We start from the raw sequence: 22,905 nt of genomic DNA, 5'->3' as shown, positions 1-22,905 counted from the left end.
GCCTCAACCATCCTCGAGCAATATCTCGATACGGCGGTTGGCGCCGTTCATCGGATCATTTGTGCTTTGCAAGCGACGATCGGCAAAGCCAGACAATTGCTTGATGCGGCCTTCATCCAGTCCGCCGCGAACCAGCATGTAGTATGCCGCATGCGCGCGATCCATCGACAGCGTCCAGTTGTCTTTGCCGCCGCTGCTATAGGCTCTGCCATCGGTGTGGCCGCGAATGACGACCGCACCTTTCTGCTTGCTCAAGACCTCGCCAATTTTTCCCATTGCCAGGACGAGATCGCGCTTCGGTACCGCCGATCCCACACTGAACATCGCCGTGCTGGCCTTCTCAGAGATGGTGATCAACGTGCCGCCCTCGGCGGGGGTCACGACAATGCCTTCAGCCAGCTTGCCGGCCACGCCGGATACCTGCTGGGCGATTTCTGCACGGAGTGCGTCTGCAGCTTTCTCATTGGCGGGCGATACCTTCACCGGCGTAACAGGCTCGCTTTCGGCATCCTGACTTGGTTGCGTGTCCTGTTTGGCGGATTGCTTATCGGCTGCCTGATCGGGCTTGGGGCGGGGAACGGGGATCGCCATCGCGACTTCAGTCGGCTTTTCCGCTTCCGGATCCAGATCGTCTGCCGCAACCTGCTCGGCCTTCGCCGTCTTAGGATCAACCGGTACTCCGAGTTCGTTCGGATCGCCGATGACGCCTGCGACATCTTGCTTCGGTGGTGTTTGCTTCGCGTTTTCAGATGTCTGCTCCTTTTCCGGGAGCTTCGTGTCCTGCACCACGACCGACGGGTTCTGCTGAGCGGTGTCCATCTGCTTGCTCCAGAAATCCGGATCAAAGGGATCGCGATAAGCTTCGCCACCAGATGCGCCGGTCGATGGGCCGGACTCGCTTGCACCGCCCTCACCCTTGGCGCTGACATTGGCTTGCTGACCGACTTCCTGAGCAATCTCCGCAAGAACTGCGTAAGGGTTTTCGAAAAAGGCCGTCTCGGAGAAATTGACATTCTGGCCGGACGTCGTGGTGGAATCCTCGCCGCTCGCAGCCGCGCTGCCCTCGGTCGACTTTGTCGACTTAGTGTCGGATTTCGCGCTGTTCTCTTCGCCCTGCTCCTTCTTGGCAGGCTGCTTCAGCCCACGTTCGGCCGGCTGTTCGTCCGTCAGCTTGATCGGGTTGAAATAGCTGGCGACTGACGCCGTCGTCTTTTCGTTGGAGGCGTTGACGAGCCACATGACGAGGAAGAAGGCCATCATCGCGGTCATGAAGTCGGCAAAGGCGATCTTCCAGGCACCACCATGGGCACCGTCATGCCCACCCTTATGGCGCTTGACGATAATGATCTCGTTTTTGCCGTGATGGTGATTTTCGCTCTCACTCATCCGACAAGCCTCTCAAGCCTTGGAAAAACTCCGACAATCTCGTCATTAAAACTGAATTATCCATCTGAACCTGAATATCGATGTCGTCTGACACCTCGTAATCGACAGGATGATCAACCTCCTCCAGGCCCTTACGCATCTTGGAGAGCAGTTGCTCCGGGCCGCTGATCTTCACCGTACCAGCGTAACCATCGCGGATTTCGCGAAGAACTTGGGCCGACATTTCGGCTGCGGTCTTTTGTGCAAGCTCCTGCTCGACAAACTGGCTGAGAACCTTGAGACAAGCAGACTCGACGTGCTCATTCATGACCTGCTTCATGGTGATGACCGAAGTCGCCAGGTGACCGGCAATTTCTTCCTCAAGCCGAACACGCTGGGCTTCCAGTTCTTCCTCGTGGCGAAGCTTCAGCTCGTCGAGTTCGGCCTGGTGGCTTTCTTCCAGACTCTGTCTTGCGGATTGCTCGCCCTCCTCGAAGGCCTTCCGCTTTTCCTCTTCAAGATCGACCTCAGGTTCGGCAGCCGGCGCCCATTCATTCTCAAAGGTCAACGCCGGCATCTCGATATCGATGGCCACGGGCTCTTCAACCGGTACGAACTGGCTGAAATCCTTCAAGTATTTTGTCAGCGCTGCACTCATCGACGCACCTGGCAACAGACATGAGATCTGTCGTTTTCAATCCGGGGAGCCTTGCTGGAAACCCGCAAGGTATTTGTAGCCGCACGACCGAAGCAGGGAGAGCTCCAGCCATGACAGCCATTCATCCGGCAGGGTAAAGAGCCAAACTTGTGCGAGGGTGAACCTCTCTCCTGTTGGGCTGAAGAAGGTTGGGCTATTGGTGCCCTGGCGCGGGCGATAACCCTGATATGCTGCGGGACGTCAGGCCGATCCCCTGCCCGTTTGCACCACGATACCTTAACGGCCTCATCGTGGCCGAAGACTTATCCCTGGAACAGACTCGCGAGGCTCTTTCGGAAGCTGTTAGCCATTGAAACCACTTCGACCGCCAGATCACGCTGCGATTTGTAAGCGGTCAGCTTGGTGGATTCTTCTTCCATATCAGCGTCGACGAGGCGGCTGACGCTCTTGCTCAGCGAATCGCCGAGAGCGCCCACGAAGGATTGCTGCTGATCAATGCGGTTCGACATCGTACCGAGAGAGCTGCCGAGCCCCTTCAACTTCGATGAGATCTGGCCGACGACGGCGATCATGTCGTCGAGTTCTGCTTTCGTCGTGCTTGACGAGATTGCGATTTCCTTACCGCCCAGAGGTGCCACGCCATCAACACCCATCAGGTAATAGTCACGGGGGGTGCCGGAACCGTCCGGTCTGAGAGCATCAGCGTCAATGGCCTTGGTGAACAATCCCCGGCTCGGATCGCTGGAATCGATGAGTACGGTGTCGGTGGTCTTAATACTGAGATATTGAAGGCTGACACCGCCGTCCGCTCCCTTTTTGTAGGAGAAGGGAATAGACTTGCTTTCCTGCAATTGTGGGGTCGTGTTGAAGAGCCAATTGTCGCCGGAAAAAGACGCCGCCTGGGCTACCGACACCAGATTTTTCTTCAGTGCCGCAATCGAATTATTGATTGTGTCGCGATCCGTGCTTTCCTCGGAGGCTGTAATGAGCTGCGTCGTGATCTTATCGAGAATATCGATTGCCGAGGAAACCCCCTCGTAGGTCGTGTCGACCTTGGAGGCACCAAGACTGAGCGCGTCGCCGACGCTGCTTAAAACGTTGCCTTCGGACTTAAGGTTCTTTGCTGTCGACCAATAACCTGCATTGTCCGCAGCCTTACCGATCTTCAAGCCGCTGCTTGTAATCTGCTGGGTCTTATCCAGATTTTCATTGCTAAACAGCAGCGTTTGGAGCGCGCTCTGTACGTAGCTAGAGGTCATGATTTTTGTCATGTCAGCAGTCTCAAGGCGAGGAAAGAACATGCCGTTTTTGGCGGTGCTACCTCATCGTCATGACGAAGCGAAGGATCCTTGGAATCAGCGGGACCAGACAGATGATCAAGCCATGCGCAAGCTTGTGCGAGGCTGGAGAAAAACCTGTTTGACTACCCACTTTCTTAATGACGAAGGCCGCGTTTCCAGAAAACGCGGCCTTTGCCAATAACCTGAAGCGAAACCTTACTGACGGAAGAGCGACATAAGGTTCTGCGAGCTGGAGTTTGCAATCGACAGAGACTGGATTGCCAACTGCTGCTGCGTTTGAATGGCTGAAAGCTTGGCCGATTCCTCTTCCATGTCGGCATCGACGAGACGGCTGACACCCGATTCGATCGCGTCCGAGAGTTTGTTGGAATACTTGTCCTGGAGTTCGACGCGGATCTGAAGGGCGCCGATCGCAGCGGCCGAGTCCGTCATCTTGCTCAGGGCAGCTTCGACAGTGTTCATGTAGCTGTTGATATCACCTTGCGTGGTGGTGCTGGCCAGAGCGATCGTCATGACATCACTCAAAATCCCGCCGCTACCGACATTGTTAACGACCGTCGAGAACAAGGCGTAGGTACCGACATTGAACGAGGCAACAGTGACCTTGACGGTTCCGTCAGAAGAGCGAATGAAGCCATCGACGACATTGGCTTTGCTCGCCGTCGAGACCAGCCAGTTTTCGCCCGAGAAGGATGCGCCCTGTGCAATGGCGGAGAGCTGTTCTTGCAGCTTGCCGATTTCGAGCTGGATCTGGCCCTTGTCGGTGGACGCTTCGCTTGCGGTTACAAGCTTGGCCTTGATTTCGTTGACGGCACTGATCGCGCTCTCGATGGCTGCATAGGCCGTATCGACCTTGGCTGCGCCAACGCCCAGCGCATCGGAAGCAGCATTCAGTGCCTTCTTGTCGGAATTCATCGTGGTGGAAATCGACCAATAAGCCACGTTATCGCTGGCCTGAGCGACCTTGTAACCAGAGGAGACGCGGTTCTGTGAGTCCGACAGGCTGGTGTTGATCGAACGCAATGTCTGCAACGCGGACATAGCGGAGGTATTGGTCAAAATACTGGTCATCTAAAGTGGCCCCTTTGGCAATCTCTGGAAGAAGGGACATTCCGGTCGTACCGGGAAACGCGGCAAATAGCTTCATGCTTACCGAGTGTTTGGTTCGGTGCGCTGTTTCGATGGCCACAGAAGACCGCTTTATGGTTAACAAAGCCTTAAGTGTAGGAAAATTTTTACCTGAATGAACGCCACGTTAACACGGATCTGGCGCATTAACTTGGGATAACAAATTGATAAAAAAGAATATTTTTTTCCTTACGCCAACGAAAATTTGTTGTCGTAAGAAACAAAAAAAGCCGCGCTTGAGCGCGGCTTTTATCTTTGAGGTGGAAGCTGTTAGCCCCTGAAGAGCGAAAGCAGCTGCTGAGAACCGGAATTCGCAATCGACAGCGACTGAACCGCGAGCTGCTGCTGGGTCTGAAGAGCCGAGAGACGTGCGGACTCTTGTTCCATGTCGGCATCGACCAGACGGCTGACGCCGGACTTGATGGCGTCCGAGAGCTTGCTCGAGAAAGAATCCTGCATGTCGATGCGGGTCTTCAGTGCACCAAGCGCTGCAGCACCATCTGTGAGGTTGTCGAGCGCCGTCTGAACCGTGTTTAGGTAAGCATCAATCGTGCCCTGCGTGGTTACGCTGGTCAGTTCGATGGTCATAACAGCGTTCAGAATACCGCCGCTGCCGACGCCGCCGGAGATCGTCGAGAACATGGCATAGCTTCCAGCCTTGAACTCTGCAGTGGTAACCTTGACGTTGCCGTCCTGTGTGCGGATGAAGCCATCGACGACGGTCGTCTTGGTGTTGTTCACCATCCAGTTTTCGCCGTTGAAGGATGCAGCCTGGCCGATCGCGGTCAGCTGTTCCTGAAGCTTGTCGATTTCGAGCTGGACCTGCTTCTTGTCGACGGAGCTTTCGCTTGCGGTCGTAAGCTTCGCCTTGATTTCGTTAACGACGTCGATTGCGCTGTCCATTGCAGCATAGGCTGTATCGACCTTGGCAGCGCCAACGCCGAGAGCGTCCGTAGCAGCGCCGAGAGCCTTGTTGTCAGACTTCATGGTCGTGGAGATGGACCAGTAGGCGACATTGTCAGAAGCCTGCCCAACACGAAGGCCGGAGGAAACGCTACTCTGGGTGTTCTTCATATCCGAGTTGATCGTACGCAGCGTCTGCAACGCGGACATAGCGGAAGTATTGGTCAGAATGCTGGTCATAAACTGCCCCTCTGGCAAGTATAAGGAAGGGACATTCCGGTTTCACCGGTAAACGACGTATAGCCTCATGCTCGCTGAGCCAATCCATTAACGCTGCAGCCGTCGTTTTGATGGATTTATCTAAGGCTATTAAGGTTAACATCGATCTAATATTTAATTAACATATAGTAAAATTCAAAAATAATTAGTTAATACTTTTTAACGCTGGTTAATAAAACGAAAAGGCCAGGTCTTTCGACCTGGCCTTTTTAAGATTTTCTTTACCGCTGGGCTTAGCGGAAGAGCGACAGAATGCTCTGCGAGCTGTTGTTGGCAATCGACAGAGACTGAACCGCCAGCTGCTGCTGGGTCTGAAGCGCCGAGAGACGAGCGGACTCTTCTTCCATGTCAGCGTCTACCAGCTTGCTGACGCCAGCCTTCATGGCATCGCTGATCTTGCTGGCGAACTTGTCCTGAAGATCGATACGCGTGGACAGCGCACCGAGAGCAGCCGCACCCTTCGTCAACTCCTTAAGAGCGGTATTGACGGTGGAGAGGAAGCTGTCGATCTTGCCCTGCGTCGCGTTGCTTGTGAGCGCGATCGTCATAACTGCGCCAAGAATGCCGCCGCTGCCGACGCCGCCAGCAATCGTCGAGAACATGGCGTAGCTACCAGCCTTGAACTCAGCCGTGTTGATCTTGACGGTGCCGTCCTTATTGCGCATGAAGCCATCGACAACGGTCGTCTTGGTGGCGGTAACCATCCAGTTCTCGCCGTTGAAGGAAGCGGCCTGGCCGATAGCCGTCAGCTGTTCCTGAAGCTTGTCGATTTCAAGCTTGACCTGAGTCTTATCGACAGAGCTTTCGCTGGCGGTAACCAGCTTGGACTTGATCTCGTTGACGACATCGATTGCGCTGTCCATTGCGGCATAGGCCGTATCGACCTTGGCAGCACCAACGCCGAGAGCGTCCGTAGCAGCGCCGAGCGCCTTGTTGTCGGACTTCATGGTCGTGGAGATGGACCAATAAGCGACGTTATCCTTTGCCGAGGAAACCTTCAGGCCGGTAGACACATTGGTCTGAGCGCCTTGCAGCTTGCTGTTGACGTCGCGCAAAGTCTGGAGAGCATTCGTCGCGCTCGAGTTGAAGTTAATGCTAGACATGGTTGCCCCTTTTAACGAAATACATGAGAGGGACATGCCGGATTCCACCGGCGTAAACGGTTCGGCCTCATGCCACTCGGGTCCATTTTCTGAAGGACACCAAACCCGTCACGTGAGGATGAAAATGACCCTCAACGATTGCCAACTTCTTAATTTGAACGGTCGAATCCCCCCTTCCCAGACCTATGGTTAACCCCAGGTGAAAGCGCATCCGCCGACCTTCAAGGCCACACGCAGGTGTCCCGTTTCGAGCAAGGTTCATCCTGTAGCGTCCGGTGAATTTTCTATCGCCGCAGATCGGTCGCGCCTCGAAAGGCGTACCGAGCAAGAGGACGCCACGGATCCATGTTAAACGAAATCAGCTATTCAGCCGCCTCCAAGCACTTCAAGACTGGACGCTACACCGATGCGCTGCATACGCTGAACAGGCTAATGGATACCAACCGTGACGCACGGACCTATGCGCTGCTTGCCAAGACCCTGATGCAGCTTGGATTGAAAGAGCAGGCTGCGACATCTTACGAGCTTGCCTATCAGCAAAACGGGATCGACGCCGAAACCTATCTGGTGGAGAGCATCAAGCTGTTTTACGATTGCGACCAGAAGGACAAGGCGCTCGCCCTTTCCAACAAGCTGATCCATCGCTTCCATAAATATCCGGACATCGCTTACATCGTCGGATCGTTGCTCATCGACCGCGGTCAAAATCGTATCGCGCGCACGTTGAAAACCATCTTGATGAAGAGCGAGAATATCGAGCACATCAAACTGGGTGCGCGGATTGCCATCACGACATGGGATCTTTTCGATCCGAGCGATATCGAGACGGCACGCGTTCTGCTTTCCAAGCTTCCGCGCAACAACCCGGTTCGTCTGATGTATCTCGTCTTCAGCCGCGAGCACAGCAGGTTCGACAATATAGAGAAGCACCAGCCGATCATCGATGCGGCGATTGCGGCCGGCGATACGTCATTCGTGTCGCTCGATGGTACCTTCTTCAATCTTCACTGGAGCGGCGACGAGTACATCAATCAGTTGGCCCGTTCCAACACGCCGGTTTTCACCCCCGACATGACGGAGCGCCGTCGCGCGATGCCGCACGAATGGGGCCAGAAAATCCGCATCGGCTATCTCTCGTCTGACTTCTTCGACAAACACGCAACGATGAAGCTGATCCGCCGGGTGCTGGAACTGCATGATCGCGACCGCTTTGAAGTCACGCTCTTCTGCCACTCCGATCCGGATCTCTTGAAGACCAACGAAGCCGACCGCAGCTTGTGGGGGGATGTGGTGACCATCCTCGATATGACGGACGAGGAGGCGCTTGCCGAAATCCGGGCGCGCAACATCGACATCCTGGTGGACCTGAAGGGTCATACCGCCGGCAACCGCACGGCAATCCTCAACATGGGTGCGGCACCCATCCAGGTGTCGTGGATCGGCTTCCCTGGCTCGGTCGTCAATATCGATCTGGATTACGCCGTCGGCGACCATTACGTGCTGCCGGACAGCTCAAAGCCGTTCTACCATGAGAAGTTCGTACGTCTGCCGGAGACCTATCAGCCCAACGACCCGGTCAATCGTCCGCTCGCAAAGCAGGTGACGCGCGCCGAAGTCGGGCTTCCAGAAGACGCATTCGTCTTTGCCTCGTTCAACGCCAACCGCAAAATCACACCCCGCGTGATGGAGTTATGGTGCGACATCCTGAACAAGACACCCAACAGCGTTATCTGGGTGCTCTTCAACAGCCAGGTCAGCGCCGTAAACATCATGAAGAAGTTCAACGAGAGCGGCATTCCCGCCAAGCGCGTCTTCCTGATGGGCAAGCTGGACTTCGAACTTCACCTCAACCGTATCACGGCAGCCGATCTCGGCCTCGACACTTTCCCGGTCAATGGCCATACGACGACGTCGGAACAGCTCTGGTCGGGACTGCCGGTCCTTACCGTCAAGGGCACAAACTTTGCCTCCCGCGTCAGCGAGAGCCTGTTGAACGCCATAGGCACTCCGGAACTCGTGGTCGAGAACGAGGAGGAATATGTGAACCAAGCTGTGTTCTACGCTCAGAACCCTGACCGCATGAAGGAGCTTCGTGAGCGGGTGGCGACAAACCGCTTCGTCACACCACTCTTCGATGCGGAACGCTTCTGCCGTCACCTTGAGACCGGCTACGAGATGATGGTCGAGCGGGCCAAGCAGGGGGTAGAGCCGGATCATTTCGATGTTCCTGCCCTTCCGAAGCGCGACGGTCCATTTCTAGAACGGTAATGCCTAGCACGAGAAAGGGCCGCCTCGAAAGAAGCGGCCCTTTTCGTGTGTAGTGTTAAGAGACGAAGCCCGCTTACATCACTGCGCGTAGTTACTCAGAGTACAGCTCACCTGCAGAGGTCACGATCTTCCAGCGGCCCTCCACCTTCGTCATTGAGAGAAGCTTACTTTCATCTGGCAGGACAGAGCCTATCTGCACCAGGAACATGCCGGACTTGTCCTCGATCAGCGCTCGTCCGTTCGAGACATGCAGCAACTTGAAGTTCGCACCGCCTGGGAAGGGTTGCTGAACCGATTGGTTGTCCGAATTCAGATCTTTATCGAGCGCAGGAACAGTTGCGGTGATGACGTTATCAACCGCTGCGTCCTTCTCGATCGCAGCGGCGGTGTCGTCGCCATGCGGAATGACGGCCTCCCCTCCGCCGCCGCCACGTTGCGGGACGTTCATCAAGGCTTCCCAGCCACGGCCGCTCATGCCGAATTTCTCCGGATTGAGGAAAACGTACCAGGGTAGAGCTGCTGCGGCCGCCGCAACACCGATGAGGCCGCCTGTCAGCCAACGATCGAATTGGCGGGACGCCTCGGCCGCGGTCGTGGTTCTGTTGCGCTTTTTGAACTTCATGGTCATGGTCCCCGTCGCTGTGCAGCCGCCTGGTTGTTAACAGGCGCGTTCCTCAGCGCATTTGCCAGTTCCGCATACGCGTCGATCACCGTCGGATCGCCAGGAGACTGCTTGAGAACTTCGTAAACGAAGGGAACCTGTTTGACGGCCATGTCGAGCTCTGCATCAACGCCCGGTCGATACCCGCCAATCAGGCGCAGATCCTTCGTCTCCTCGAAATTATGAATGAGTGATTTCAACCGCGAGACCAGCTTCTGCTGATCGGGCGTCCAGGCCTTGTGGGAAAGACGCGAGATCGATGCCAGCGGATTGATCGGAGGATAACGGCCTTCATCGGCGAGCGATCGGTCAAGCACGATGTGACCGTCAAGAATGCCGCGCGTCGAGTCCGAAATTGGATCGTTGTGATTGTCGCCATCAACGAGGATCGAGATGATGGCGGTAACCGTGCCAGTCCCCTCCTCGCCCGGTCCCGCCCGTTCCAGAAGCTTCGGAAGTTCGGTGAAGACCGAAGCGGGATATCCGCGTGCGATCGGCGGCTCGCCAGCTGCAATCGCCACTTCGCGGATTGCATGGGCAAAGCGGGTGATGCTGTCGGCGATGAACAGGACATTCTCGCCCTGATCGCGGAAGTGCTCAGCAATGGTCATGGCAACCAGCGGCGCCATCTTGCGCAACATCGGGCTCTCATCGCTCGTCGCAACGACCGCAATCGACTTTCTCATATTGTCGCCGAGCGTATCCTCGATGAATTCGCGCACTTCGCGACCGCGTTCGCCAACCAGCGCGATGACCACCTTGTCGAAGGCATCGGCCTTGGCGAGCATGGAGAGCAAGGTGGATTTACCCACGCCCGAGCCGGCAAAGACACCGAGACGCTGGCCTAAACATAGCGGAGTGAAGATATCGATGGCCTTCACGCCGGTCCGAAAGCCGGAGATGACGCGGCTGCGGCTCATGGATGGCGGCGGCAAGGTCATGACAGAGCGCTTTCGCACGCCTTTCAGAAGCGGACCATTGCCGTCGATCGGCTTGCAAAGCGAGTTGATCGTTCGTCCGCACCAGCTGTCATCTGGCTGGACACGAAACTCTCCCTCTCGCAACACAACGTCGTTGACGCCGATCGGCTCTCCCGGTTCGATTGGGCAGACATAGATGAGGTCCGGCTCGACACGCACGACCTCACCCAGATGCAATCCCGTCATACTTTTGTGAACGACGAACTCCCCAAGCCGCACATGTTCGGACAGACCGCTGACTGTGTAATGTCCGGCAGCAATGGTGCGCACACGTCCGCCGCGCGAAACAGGCGTTCCTGAGGCCAGTTGTGCAGCGACAATCTGAGCGAGCGCATCCAGTTTGCGAAACGGCGAAGGCTGCGGTTGGCTATCCATCATCGTTTGCGCCGATTACTGACCGCCGCCCAGCGTGCGGAGCGCCTGGGAAAGGTTGTCCTCCGTCGATTTCATCATCGACGAGATGCCTTCAAACGCACGGTTGACCTGAATCAACTGGGACATCTGCGAAACGCCGTTGATGTTGGAGGACTCGAGGAAGCCCTGAACCACACCGGCGCGATCGGCATCTACGACGGGCTGCGGTGGCTGCGCGAAGATCACGCCGCTGTTTTCATAGCGCACAAAACCCTTCTTCGGGTCGGCAGTGAACAATCCAATTTGCCCCATCGTCCTACCGTTCTGGGTAATGCGACCATCGGAACCAACGGTCGGCTCGCCTGCAGCGAGGTTGAGCTGGATCGGCGCGCCGCCTGGATCGAGAACGGGATAACCCTTGGTCGAGATCAGTTCACCATTCGTCGACATGGAGAAGCGACCGTCACGCGTCAGGACCTGGCCTGCCGGTGTGTTAATAGCAAACCATGCGTCGCCCTTGACGGCAAAATCGAACGGGTTTCCTGTCCGCTCCACTTCGCCGTTCTTCGTCGAAAGATAGTCATTACCCTGCGTGACGAAGGCGATGTTAGCGCGAAGATCGTTCTTCGTTTCGGCCATGACCTGGTTGAACTTCACCTCGGTGCCGCGAAAGCCGACCGTGTTCATGTTGGCGATATTGTCCGCGATGGTCGTAAGGCGGCGTTCCAATGCGATCTGGGACGAAATACCAACATAAATACCAGATTGCATGTCGTTCTCCTGTTCGGACTTCCAGCCAAGGACGTGCGGCCAAACTCGGCGCATCATGGCTTTAAGACCTAGAGGGGTTTGCTTGCGCGAAACTTTTGGGGTTCGGCTCCGGGACGGGCTTGCAAAGATCGGGTGGCGTCGGCGGCTCCCATCCTCCAGCAAAGACCTCCGTGATGAACATCGAGAAGGGTGGCGCCAGCAGCGAACCACCTCAAAGCCAGCCTCGCGCAAGGCATGATGCCTAACCATTCAGGAGAAAAATTGGCTGCAGGTGTGAGCGTCAGATGAATATCGTTATTGGACTGGTTATTACTTTCGGCTGTATTCTCGGCGGCTTCATGGCCATGGGCGGACATTTGGATGTCCTTGTTCAGCCCTTCGAGCTCGTGATTATCGGCGGTGCAGGCCTCGGCGGCTTCATCATGTCCAACCCGATGAAGGTGGTGAAGGACTCCGGCAAGGCGCTGGGCGAAGCTTTCAAGTTCGCAGTACCAAAGGAACGCCATTATCTCGATGTGCTCGGTGTTCTCTATTCTCTGATGCGCGATCTGCGCACCAAGTCGCGCAACGAAATCGAAGCCCATATCGACAATCCGGAAGAATCCTCCATCTTCCAAACGGCTCCGTCGGTTCTCAAGAACAAGGAACTCACGTCCTTCATCTGCGACTATGTCCGTCTGATCATCATCGGAAATGCGCGCAGCCATGAAATCGAAGCGCTGATGGACGAGGAAATTGAAACGATCCTCTACGACAAGCTGAAGCCCTACAACGCGATTACCGCGATGGGCGATTCCTTCCCGGCGATCGGTATCGTCGCCGCCGTTCTCGGCGTGATCAAGGCCATGGGTAAGATCAACGAGCCGCCTGCGGTTCTTGGGGGTCTGATCGGTGCGGCGCTTGTCGGTACCATGCTTGGCATTCTGCTTTCCTACTCGATCTGCAACCCGCTCGCCTCTCAGGTCAAAATCGTCCGTTCGAAGCAGCACAGACTGTATGTCATCGTAAAGCAGACACTGATTGCCTACATGAACGGCTCGGTCCCACAGGTCGCGCTGGAGTATGGACGAAAGACGATTTCCGGCTACGAGCGTCCTTCGATCGACGCCGTCGAGCAGGAAATGATGAACCCTGGCGGCGACCAGAAGGCGGCTTGATATGGCGATTGCTGCGGACCACAGCTCTTCCTTCAGAATGGAACCTTCTCTGCTCGCCAAGCTCACCGGTGGGCTTGGTGACAGCAAGACCGTCACCAAGATCGGTGCCGAGATCGGTCAGGTCTATGGCACCTTCCTGCCCGATGTTTTCCACAGCGAGACCAGCATCGACATCGAGGTGGATTACGAGACTTGCGAATCCGGCCTGATGACCGATCTGATTGCGAAGCTCGGCAAGGATTACGCTGTTGCGGATTGCTCGCTACGCAACTGGTGCAACAATTTCATGCTGGGTGTCGGCAACGGCTTCGTCATGGCCTTGATGGAGCGCATGCTAGGGGCCGCCCCCGATACGATCATGGAACCGGAAGTGCGGGCTCTGTCCCCGATCGAGCTCGATCTTTCAGCGTTGATACTCGACCGAATCGCTGGCGTTCTGCGCTCTGCGGTCAACGCCTCCGGTGGCTTCGAGGTGACGATTGAGCCGCCTTTCAATGCAACCGGGAAGAGCAACTACGATGAGGCGATGTTCGGCCAGTTCGGTATGCTGATCCGGTCGAAGATCGCAATCGGCAAGGTTGCCTCTGAATTTGCGCTGATTATTCCTCAGCGCACACTTCTCAAGACCACGATCGTCACGCCGAAGCCATCGGCCGGGGCCTTGAAGAAGCAGGAAGAGTGGATGGAGATGATTTCCGAGCAGGTCAAGCGTTCCCAGGTGACGCTTGAAGCGAAAATCAGACTGCAGACACTGACACTGAAGACTATCTCACGCCTTGTGGAAGGAGACGTCATTCCTTTCCGGGACGCGAAGCAGGATGATATCTGCGTCGAAGTAAGCGCAAACGGAGCAAAAATGTATAATTGCGAGTTTGGGCGAGCCGGGGACCGCTACACGGTCCGGGTCAAGAACAACGTCTCTACGGATGACGAAATCCTAAGACACCTGATGGGTTGAGATCGCTCAACACTACCTTAGGTTTTAGGCAGGCTGACGCAAGTTTCAAAAGGAATAATTATCGCATGGCTACGAAAAAGACCCCTGTAACCGACGACGACCTGATGCCTTCGCTCGATAACACGGGCGAACTGGATCATGCTATCGATGGGCTGCGCGACGTCTTGAAAAGCGACGCTGAGGGTTCGCTCTCCGCCTTCGGAGACTTTGGCGACTTCGATGGTGGCGCTGCCACAAGTCCGCTGGGCGACGACCTCGACTCGTTTGGCTTCGACGCAGGCGTGGCGCCCGCAGCAGCACCGCTTGGCAGCGGTCTGTCGGATAATTTGGACCTGATCATGGACATCCCGATCGATGTCCAGATCGTTTTGGGAACCAGCCGCATGCTGGTATCAGGCCTGATGGGCCTGGAAGAGGGAGCAACAATTGCGCTCGATCGACGAATCGGCGAACCTGTTGAGATCATGGTGAACGGTCGTTGCATCGCACGCGGCGAAATTACCGTTCTGGAAGACGACGATACACGTTTCGGTGTGAAGCTGATCGAAGTGCTGAGTACTAAGAAGACCTGATCCCTGTGGGGACGGAGAGGAAAGACCATGATGGACTTTGAGGATTTCGGTAACCCGATCTTAGGGAAACCGTTGTCTCAGGCTGAAAAGGCTGCCGCCGTGCTCTTGGCAATGGGCAAGGGCGTGGCTGGAAAACTGTTGAAGTTTTTCACCCAGGCCGAGCTTCAGACCATCATCAATTCCGCTCAGACTCTCCGCGTCATCCCCCCAGATGAGCTTGCCCAGATCGTTGCCGAGTTCGAAGACCTCTTCACCGAGGGCACGGGCCTCATGGATAATGCCAAGGCTATCGAAGCTATCCTCGAAGAAGGTCTCACCCCTGACGAAGTGGACGGCCTCCTCGGTCGTCGTGCCGCGTTCCAATCCTTCGAAACGTCCATCTGGGATCAGTTGCAGGATTCCGATCCGCAATTCATCGGCAAGTATGTCATGCGTGAGCATCCGCAGACGATCGCCTATATTCTTTCGATGCTGCCATCTTCCTTCGGCGCCAAGGTTCTGCTGACCATTCCGGACGAGCAGCGTGCGGATATCATGAACCGTACGGTAAACATGAAGGAAGTCAGCCCGACCGCCGCGCAGATCATCGAAAAGCGCGTGCTGGCGCTGATTGCCGAAGTCGAGGCGGAGCGCAACGCAACCGGCTCCATCAAGGTCGCAGACCTGATGAACGAACTGGAGAAACCCCAGGTCGACACGCTTCTCAGTTCGCTTGAAACCCTCAGCCGCGAATCGGCGAACAAGGTCAAGCCGAAGATCTTCCTCTTCGAAGACCTTATGTACATGCCGCAACGCAGCCGCGTCACGCTCCTCAGCGACATTACCGGCGATGTCCTCACGATGGCGCTGCGTGGCGCCACGACGGAAATCAAGGAATGTGTTCTGTCGAGCATCAGTCCACGCCAACGCCGCATGATCGAGTCCGATCTTTCCGCAGGCGGAACGAACATCAACACCCGCGAGGTTGCGGTGGCCCGCCGTACAGTGGCACAGGAAGCCATCCGCATGGCCAATTCCGGCCAGATCGTGCTCAAGGAAGCCGCGCCAGCAGAAGGCGAGCCAGCGGCAGCGTAACGCCTTCCTAGTTGATAACACCTGCTGCATGACGCTCGCGCCTTGCAGGTCTTCCACCAAGACTGTATCTTCTTTCGCGGACCTGCCAGGCAAAGGCGGGTTTTTTCAGTTTGAGCGTCCCACGATCTTTGGTTCGTGCCTGACGTCCAAGTCTTTGTCTTAACGCAGCCCGTTATCGCAAAACCGCTGAAGATTGAGCGTGACGTGCCTTAGGGAGGTCTTGTCTTGGCAGACGAAGACAAAGACAGCAAAACAGAAGACCCATCAGAGAAAAAACTTCGCGACGCGGTGGAGAAAGGCAATATCCCTGCGTCGACCGAAGCGTCTCTGTTTGCGTCTTCCCTGGCGTTTTACGTCTATCTCGTTTTCTTCGCGCCGGACGGCGTCAGGCGTCTGGGTGAGTCGCTGAAAGATGTGATCGAGAGACCTGAACAATGGCGTCTGAACACGGCAGGCGATCTCCTTTCTCTCGGTCTGCATCTCGCCAAGGAAGCAAGCGCGCTGCTTTTACCCGCTGGGATCATGTTCATCATATTCGGCCTCGGCCAGTCCTTTGCCCAGAACCTTCCGCAGTTCGTTCTCGACCGAATCACTCCTAAGACCGAGCGCATTTCGCCAATCAAAGGCTTCAAGCGCATCTACAGCATCGACGGCCTGATCAATTTCGGAAAGTCGCTGTTTAAGGTGGTCATCGTTGCCATCATCATGGCGATGGTACTGAAAGGCGACTACTTCAAGCTTTTGGGTGCGCTCAACACCGACCCGCAGCTAATCGTTCCGACAGGCTACGAAGCGTTGAAGAAGATGATGATCGTCATTCTCTTCTCAACGGGCATTCTCGCAGTCGCCGACTATTTCTGGACCAATCATCGCTGGTACAGCAACCTCAGAATGACCAAGCAGGAAGTCAAGGACGAGCACAAGCAATCGCAGGGCGACCCGGTCGTCAAGGCCCGCCAGCGCTCGATCGCGCGCGATCGCGCCCGTCGCCGCATGATGGACAGCGTTCCGAGAGCCACCCTCATCATCACCAACCCGACCCACTACGCCGTTGCTTTGCGCTACGTAAAAGAAGAAAGCGATGCGCCGATTGTCGTTGCCAAGGGCCAGGATCTGATCGCTCTGCGTATCAGAGAGATTGCCACGGAAAACAACATTCCGATTTTTGAAGACCCGCCACTCGCTCGCTCCATGTTTGCGCAAGTCTCGGTCGATAGCGTCATCCCGTCAGTATTTTATAAGGCTGTGGCGGAACTCATTCACAAGGTTTACGCCGCACGTCAGAACAAAAGACGGGTAAACTGATTGATATGAAAAAATGCCCATATTCGGCTCAACGAGAAGAGATAGTTGCACGCGCAATCGGTCCCGTAGCGGCCGAGCTTCGTCTGATTGACGCTGCTGATCTGATATCTCTTTTAAAGTTTGAATATTACAACAGCTTGTCGGATCTCGTGGATTCGGCAGCCGAACTCTACTTCCACCCGGGGACTGTTCATTTCGGAATTGGAGGAGATTACACGCTCGATTGGGACACCTATCCTTCGATCACGCTCGATCTGGAGATCAAGCCGAAGGGCGTCACGATCTATGCGCAACTGATGCTCGGCAAGGATCATGCCGGCGTCAACATCAACTACATCAATTTCCAAAACCCATCGAACGACCCGAACGAAAACACCGCTTTCCTGGCCGATAGCCTGCGCTACGCCACTTTCTACAAGAATGCGGACACCGTTGCGATGAATGCAGCGCACTAAAATCCTGACCGTTTAACCCGTATACGTACTTCATCCTCAGACGACAAAAGAGGCGCATGGGACGATGCGCCTCTTTTGTATTGTGTGATCCGATGCTGGCCAAAGCTGTGCTTAGCACTGAACAGCCGAGTTTAGTCCGTCGAAAACATCACGCCGATTTCTTCAAGATGTATTCAGACAGTCTCTCTGCGGCATCGGCAATCTGGGCGGGATCGCGCAGGAAGCAGGCGCGCAGGAAGAGTTCCCCGCCCGCACCGAACGCCATGCCGGGGGCGAGGCCCACGCCGACCTTATCGACGATATCGAAAGCCGCCGCGCGCGTATCCGTCACACCATCGATCTTCAGGAACGCGTAAAGCGCTCCATCAGGCTTCAGAGTTTCGACCCGGTTGGTGGCGATCAGCGCATCGCAAAGAATGTCGCGAGAGCGTGCCGCACGGTCAAAGTTCTGCGCCACGAACTCGTCGCCGTGATCGAGTGCAGCAATTGCACCACGCTGCATGAACTGCGCAACGCCGGAGGTCGAGTACTGGATCAGGTTTTCGATCACCTGACCGATTTCCGGCGGAGCGACCAGCCAACCGACGCGCCAGCCTGTCATAGACCAGTTCTTGGAGAAGGAGTTGGCAAACACGATCCTGTCGCCCTCCTCCATGACGTCGAGAAAGGATGGGGCTCGCGCACCGGCATAGTAATAGAGCGCGTAGATCTCGTCGGCGATGATCCACAGACCATGCTTTCTCGCAAGCGTCAGAATATCTCGAAGATTATCTTGAGTCGCTGTCCAGCCCGTCGGGTTTGAAGGCGTATTGATGAAAAGCGCTTTGGTCTTCGGCGTGATTGCGCTTTCCAGCTTGTCGATATCGATGTCCCATGTGCCCTGAGCGAAATCGATCCCGACGGGTACTGCTGTCGCACCGGCAACGCCAATGGCCGCCACGATGTTGGGCCATGTCGGAGTCAGGTAAATCATTTCATCGCCAGGCGATGTCAGTGCCTGAACGGCGAGAACGATGGCCTGCATGCCGGAGCCGGTGACGTAGAAGTGCTCGGGTGAGAGCGAAGTACCGAAGTGCCGGTGATAATAACGGCCAAGCGCATCACGAAGCTCGGGAATGCCACGCTGCCAGGTGTAAAAGGTTTCTCCTGCATTCAGCGCATCGGCTGCAGCCCTGGAGATGAAGTCCGGCGTGGCAAGATCACCCTCACCCACCCATAGGGGCAGAAGATTTTCGCGGGCATGGGCGTATTTCCTCACCTCGACGATACCGCTTTCTGGCGCTGCTAGAGAGCGGACACTGAGACTGTTCAAAACCGACATAGAAGGCACTCCGTTCGAGTGCCTTCTTAGCGCATCGCTTAACGGCTTTGCATGATATTCCGTGAAGAAACCACGGATTTTGCTGATGGGTAAGGGCCGCCCTCGACCCGATTTACCGGGTCTTCAACAGATCGCGGATTTCCGTCAGCAGCTTGACGTCTTCCGGTGGTGGAGCCGGCGCCTTCTTCTCTTCGACCTTCTCGCGCTCGACCGAGGCACGGATCTTGTTCACACCCTTGACCATGAGGAAGATGATCCAAGCCAGGATGAGGAAGTTGATGACGATGGTGATGAAGTTACCATAGGCGATGACCGCGCCCTGCTCTCGCGCGGCGGCCAGCGATGTGGCGGTCACGGTGGAGCTCAGTGGGATGAAATAGTTCGAGAAGTCAAACCCGCCGAAAATTGCGCCGACGATCGGCATGATCAGATCGTTGACGACGGAATCGACGATCTTGCTGAACGCCGCTCCAATGATGACGCCGACAGCCAGGTCCATGACGTTGCCGCGCGCGATAAATGTCTTGAATTCGTTGAGCATAAAGATGTCCCTCTTCGAAGCCCTCTTGCCTGCCGGGGCGAAACGCCTCCGGCGCTCTCACAATAGCACTCCGGTCGCTATTGTGCAGGTACTATGACGCGCGATCCGTGTATTTCGTTCCACGCATCTCCCGGTTGTTTTTGCCCTGTGCTTGTCCGTTGAACTTTATGCCAATGCGGCGCCAATTTTCATTTTGCTGGAAGTGTCATAAGCTTCTGCGCAATGAGTGGAGGGGACACTGCATTGCTGCCCGGCTGGATCATATTCGTCTCGGCCTTCGCCTATATTCTGCTGCTCTTTGCGGTCGCGAGTTACGGCGACCGTAAGAGCCGACGCAAGACCGTTCCCAACAGGGGCCGGCCGGTGGTCTATGCGCTGAGCCTTGCGATCTACTGCACATCCTGGACCTACTTTGGTGGCGTCGGTCTTGCCTCCGAACGCGGCCTCGAATTTCTCGGGATCTATACCGGCCCGATCCTGGCCTTCACTTTGGGGATGCCCATCATTCGACGCATCGTCGAGCTCGCCAAGGCGGAGAAGCTGACTTCGGTCGCAGACTTCATTGCCGCACGCTACGGTAAGAACCCGGCCGTCGCGATGATCGTTTCGATCATCGCGCTCGTGGGCGCCATCCCCTACATTGCCTTGCAGTTGAAGGCGGTTTCCAGCTCGGTCGCCACGATGGTCGATCCGCGCGATTACGGCATCGGTAGTGGCAACCTCTACTTTCTCGACCTTCCGCTCATCGTCACGGTGGTGATGGCAGGTTTTGCAATCATGTTCGGCACGCGCCATACCGATGCGACGGAGCATCAGGACGGGCTGATCCTGGCGATTTCTATGGAATCGGTCGTCAAGCTGGTAGCGATCTGCACCGCGGGCATCTATGTCGTCTTCTTCCTGTTCGATGGTCCAGCAGAGCTTTGGCGGCTCGCTTCGGAAAACACACAGGTGATGGAGGCGGTTTCCTACCAGACCCCGATCAGCCGCTGGATCGTGCTCACACTCCTATCGGCCTTCGCCATCATCCTATTGCCGCGGCAATTCCACGTGACGGTGGTCGAAAATCGCACGCCGAAAGAATTGAGAACTGCAGGCCTTTTGCTGCCGCTCTATCTGATAGCCATCAACATTTTCGTGCTGCCAATCGCCGTCGCTGGCCTTCTGACGATCGGCAATAATGGCAATGCCGATCTCTATGTCTTGCAGTTGCCGCTCTTTAACGGCGTTCCTGTCGTGTCGCTGATCACCTTCATCGGTGGCTTCTCCGCGGCGACGGCAATGGTGATCGTGGCTTCCGTGGCGCTATCGATCATGGTGTCGAACGACATTCTGATGCCGATCTTCCTGCGACAGAAGCTCCTGACCCGTTCGCCGCACAGTGACGACTTCGCCAAGACGCTCCTCAACATCCGCCGCACAGCGATTTTCATCGTGCTGCTGCTTGGCTATTGCTACTATCGCGCGGCGGACAGTACATCGGGTCTTGCCTCGATCGGCCTGCTGGCTTTTGCTGCAATAGCACAGATGGCGCCGTCGCTTTTCGGCGGATTGCTGTGGCGGCGCGCCAATGCCCGCGGCGCAATCGCTGGCCTCAGCTCCGGCTTCCTTGTCTGGGCCTATCTCCTCTTCCTGCCAAGCCTCGGCGGTCCGGACTATTCCTATGTTGCGGCCGGCGTTCTGAGCTTCATTTTCCCGGGAACGGAGTTGTTCAGCGGGCCGGGTGCCGATCCACTCGTCAATGCCGTGACACTTAGCCTGCTCATCAACTCCCTTGCCTTCGTGCTGGGCTCGCTGTCGCGCAACCCCCGCCCGGTCGAGCGCATCCAGTCCGGTATCTTCGTCAAGCGCCATTCCAAATCGCAATTCGCTACCCGCGGCTGGAAGACACGCGTGAGCGTCGGTGACCTGAAAAGCGCTGTCGCCCGTTATCTTGGCGAAGAGCGGATGCTTCGCTCGCTTTCGGCTTACGAAAAGACAGCCGGACGAAAGCTGGAGGATGAGCAGCCCGCGGATATGGCATTGATCCATTTCTCCGAGCAGCTGTTGGGCAGCGCCATCGGCTCATCCTCGGCCCGTTTGGTGCTCTCCCTCATCCTGCAAAAGGCCGAAGACACCAGCGCCGATACCGCCTGGCTGCTCGACCAGGCAAGCGAAGCGCTGCAATATAATCAGGATATGCTGCAGACGGCGCTGGCGCAGATGGATCAGGGCATTGCTGTCTTCGACGCTTCTCAGCAACTGACGATATGGAACAGACGCTTTCGCACCCTTCTCGACCTGCCGGAGCATTTCGGGCGCGTCGGCCTGCCGCTCGCTGAGATCGTCGCCCTGTTGGAAGAACGTGGCGATATCGAGCCAGGCGACCAGGGGGAGCGCATCGCCCAGTTTCTGACGATCGATCGCCCCTTCTCACTGGTGCTCGCCGGTGGTTCTCGCATCGTCGAAGTGCGCTCCAATGCCATGCCAGACAAGGGGGTGGTCGCGACCTTCACCGACATCACCCAACGGGTTGAGAGCGACCAGGCGCTGAAACAGGCCAACGAGACGCTGGAGCAACGCGTTGCAGAACGCACCGGCGAACTCATGCGTGTCAATCACGAATTGGCAGAGGCACGCGCCTCCGCCGATGAGGCCAATATCGGCAAGACCCGTTTCTTCGCTGCCGCAGGCCACGATATCCTGCAACCGCTCAACGCGGCGCGGCTCTACTCTTCAGCATTGGTGGAGCGTATCGGCCATTCGGAAAATACCAATCTGGTGCAGAATATCGATTCGGCATTGGAATCGGTCGAGACGATCCTTGGCGCGGTGTTGGATATTTCTCGTCTCGACACAGGCTCGATGAAGCCGCGTATGGCAAGCGTGCCGCTCAACGATCTGCTGAAGCGCATCGAAACCGATTTTGCGCCCATGGCGCGCGAAAAGAATCTCGAATTCGTGGTGATGCCGACATCCTTGACCGTGCGCTCCGACATCAACTTGCTTCGTCGTCTTGTCCAGAACCTTGTCTCCAACGCCATCAAATACACCATGTCCGGCAAGGTGCTGGTCGGCGCGCGCCGTCGCGGTGGCGATGTGATAATCCAGGTGATCGATTCAGGCATGGGTATTCCCGCCTCGAAATTCCGGACGATCTTCAAGGAATTCACTCGGCTTGATGGAGGGATGAAGGCGGCAGCCGGCCTCGGTCTCGGCCTTTCGATCGTCGATCGACTTTCGCGGGTGCTGCACCATCCGGTTCAGCTATCCTCCGTTGTTGGCAAGGGTACCTCTTTCCAGGTGCAGTTGCCGCGAGAGGCGCAGAGTAGCAAGCAGAGCAAGGAGGCGGGACGTACGAACCCCTCCCCTCAACAGATGCAACTGACCGGCTTTCATATTCTTTGCATCGATAATGAGCCAAAGATCCTTGAAGGCATGTCCGTCCTGCTGACTGGCTGGGGATGCAAGGTCTCGCAAGCGGCCTCAGCCGATGATCTCGGCGTCACTCTCGGCAAATCGGGCATTCCAGACATGATCGTTGCAGACTACCACCTTGGCGAAGGCACAGGCATCGATCTCATCCTTCAACTGCGCGAAAGGCTGAAATCGCAGATCCCGGCGCTGCTCATAACAGCCGACCGCACGCCGGAGGTTCGTGCCGAAGCGGAGAAGCATGGCATCGGCGTCCAGCACAAGCCAGTACGCCCCGCAGCCCTTCGTGCTTATGTCACACAGGTCTTCAACACGCGGCGAGCCGCTGCGGAGTGAA

19 protein-coding genes are annotated in these 22,905 nt (G+C 56.4%); 8 read left to right on the top strand and 11 right to left on the bottom strand.

Annotation, left to right across the window (positions count from 1 at the left end; translation table 11 throughout):
* Positions 1 to 3: 3 nt before the first annotated feature.
* The 6 genes from WKI41_RS14915 to WKI41_RS14890 all read right to left on the bottom strand — a co-directional run bounded on the left by WKI41_RS14915 (position 4) and on the right by WKI41_RS14890 (position 6,737).
* Positions 4 to 1,386, bottom strand: a complete 1,383-nt coding sequence (locus WKI41_RS14915; protein WP_340194277.1) for a MotB family protein — start codon at positions 1,384 to 1,386, stop codon at positions 4 to 6.
* Entirely contained in the window at positions 1,379 to 2,023 is a 645-nt protein-coding gene (locus WKI41_RS14910) for a hypothetical protein (RefSeq protein ID WP_340194276.1), read from the bottom strand. Before WKI41_RS14910 ends, WKI41_RS14915 begins: the two co-directional genes overlap by 8 nt.
* Before the next feature lie 302 nt (positions 2,024 to 2,325).
* On the bottom strand, positions 2,326 to 3,282 hold the full coding sequence (locus WKI41_RS14905; protein WP_340194275.1) for a flagellin: 957 nt from the start codon (positions 3,280 to 3,282) through the stop codon (positions 2,326 to 2,328).
* Between the two features lie 237 nt (positions 3,283 to 3,519).
* Positions 3,520 to 4,395, bottom strand: coding sequence for a flagellin (locus WKI41_RS14900; protein ID WP_340194274.1), 876 nt, complete (start codon positions 4,393 to 4,395; stop codon positions 3,520 to 3,522).
* 327 nt (positions 4,396 to 4,722) lie between these two features.
* Positions 4,723 to 5,595, bottom strand: a complete 873-nt coding sequence (locus WKI41_RS14895) for a flagellin (RefSeq protein ID WP_340194273.1) — start codon at positions 5,593 to 5,595, stop codon at positions 4,723 to 4,725.
* A gap of 272 nt (positions 5,596 to 5,867) precedes the next feature.
* Entirely contained in the window at positions 5,868 to 6,737 is an 870-nt protein-coding gene (locus tag WKI41_RS14890; RefSeq protein ID WP_340194272.1) for a flagellin, read from the bottom strand.
* A gap of 345 nt (positions 6,738 to 7,082) precedes the next feature.
* Here WKI41_RS14890 and WKI41_RS14885 point away from each other — a divergent pair, with 345 nt between their 5' ends.
* Positions 7,083 to 9,005, top strand: coding sequence for a glycosyl transferase (locus WKI41_RS14885; RefSeq protein WP_340194271.1), 1,923 nt, complete (start codon positions 7,083 to 7,085; stop codon positions 9,003 to 9,005).
* 91 nt (positions 9,006 to 9,096) lie between these two features.
* Here WKI41_RS14885 and WKI41_RS14880 read toward each other — a convergent pair whose 3' ends face one another.
* Genes WKI41_RS14880 through flgF form a run of 3 tightly spaced genes read right to left on the bottom strand, consistent with a single transcriptional unit; the run spans position 9,097 to position 11,771 of the window.
* Complete coding sequence (locus WKI41_RS14880) at positions 9,097 to 9,627, bottom strand: flagellar protein (protein WP_340194270.1); 531 nt, start codon at positions 9,625 to 9,627, stop codon at positions 9,097 to 9,099.
* Positions 9,628 to 9,629: 2 nt separating this feature from the next.
* Positions 9,630 to 11,024 carry a flagellar protein export ATPase FliI gene (gene fliI, locus WKI41_RS14875; RefSeq protein ID WP_425341047.1) on the bottom strand — a complete coding sequence of 465 codons (1,395 nt, stop codon included), beginning with the start codon at positions 11,022 to 11,024 and terminating at the stop codon, positions 9,630 to 9,632.
* 12 nt (positions 11,025 to 11,036) lie between these two features.
* Positions 11,037 to 11,771 carry a flagellar basal-body rod protein FlgF gene (flgF, locus tag WKI41_RS14870; protein WP_340194269.1) on the bottom strand — a complete coding sequence of 245 codons (735 nt, stop codon included), beginning with the start codon at positions 11,769 to 11,771 and terminating at the stop codon, positions 11,037 to 11,039.
* Between the two features lie 284 nt (positions 11,772 to 12,055).
* On the opposite strand from flgF, the gene motA reads away from it, so the two are divergent.
* The 6 genes from motA (at position 12,056) to WKI41_RS14840 (ending at position 17,292) form a co-directional block, all read left to right on the top strand.
* Positions 12,056 to 12,928: a flagellar motor stator protein MotA gene (motA, locus tag WKI41_RS14865; RefSeq protein WP_296018213.1), complete on the top strand. Its 873-nt coding sequence runs from the start codon at positions 12,056 to 12,058 to the stop codon at positions 12,926 to 12,928.
* 1 nt (position 12,929) lies between these two features.
* Positions 12,930 to 13,886 (top strand): FliM/FliN family flagellar motor switch protein, encoded by a 957-nt coding sequence (locus tag WKI41_RS14860; RefSeq protein ID WP_340194268.1) that lies wholly within the window; start codon positions 12,930 to 12,932, stop codon positions 13,884 to 13,886.
* 65 nt (positions 13,887 to 13,951) lie between these two features.
* Entirely contained in the window at positions 13,952 to 14,458 is a 507-nt protein-coding gene (gene fliN / locus WKI41_RS14855; RefSeq protein ID WP_340194267.1) for a flagellar motor switch protein FliN, read from the top strand.
* 27 nt (positions 14,459 to 14,485) lie between these two features.
* The gene (fliG, locus tag WKI41_RS14850; RefSeq protein WP_340194266.1) at positions 14,486 to 15,532 is read left to right on the top strand and encodes a flagellar motor switch protein FliG; all 1,047 of its coding nucleotides are present in this window, start codon (positions 14,486 to 14,488) and stop codon (positions 15,530 to 15,532) included.
* Positions 15,533 to 15,757: 225 nt separating this feature from the next.
* Positions 15,758 to 16,837 carry a flagellar biosynthesis protein FlhB gene (flhB, locus tag WKI41_RS14845; RefSeq protein ID WP_340194265.1) on the top strand — a complete coding sequence of 360 codons (1,080 nt, stop codon included), beginning with the start codon at positions 15,758 to 15,760 and terminating at the stop codon, positions 16,835 to 16,837.
* A 5-nt stretch (positions 16,838 to 16,842) separates the two neighbouring features.
* The gene (locus tag WKI41_RS14840) at positions 16,843 to 17,292 is read left to right on the top strand and encodes a hypothetical protein (RefSeq protein WP_340194264.1); all 450 of its coding nucleotides are present in this window, start codon (positions 16,843 to 16,845) and stop codon (positions 17,290 to 17,292) included.
* 148 nt (positions 17,293 to 17,440) lie between these two features.
* On the opposite strand, the gene WKI41_RS14835 is transcribed toward WKI41_RS14840, so the two are convergent.
* Positions 17,441 to 18,613, bottom strand: a complete 1,173-nt coding sequence (locus tag WKI41_RS14835) for a pyridoxal phosphate-dependent aminotransferase (RefSeq protein WP_340194263.1) — start codon at positions 18,611 to 18,613, stop codon at positions 17,441 to 17,443.
* A 112-nt stretch (positions 18,614 to 18,725) separates the two neighbouring features.
* On the bottom strand, positions 18,726 to 19,154 hold the full coding sequence (gene mscL / locus WKI41_RS14830; RefSeq protein WP_340194262.1) for a large conductance mechanosensitive channel protein MscL: 429 nt from the start codon (positions 19,152 to 19,154) through the stop codon (positions 18,726 to 18,728).
* Between the two features lie 243 nt (positions 19,155 to 19,397).
* Between mscL and WKI41_RS14825 the strand changes: the two genes are divergently transcribed.
* The gene (locus WKI41_RS14825; RefSeq protein ID WP_340194456.1) at positions 19,398 to 22,904 is read left to right on the top strand and encodes a NahK/ErcS family hybrid sensor histidine kinase/response regulator; all 3,507 of its coding nucleotides are present in this window, start codon (positions 19,398 to 19,400) and stop codon (positions 22,902 to 22,904) included.
* Position 22,905: the final 1 nt, after the last annotated feature.

Origin of the sequence: Agrobacterium larrymoorei (assembly GCF_037722385.1) — a bacterium.
Taxonomy (GTDB): domain Bacteria; phylum Pseudomonadota; class Alphaproteobacteria; order Rhizobiales; family Rhizobiaceae; genus Agrobacterium; species Agrobacterium larrymoorei_C.
This window is presented reverse-complemented; position numbering and strand designations above follow the sequence as displayed.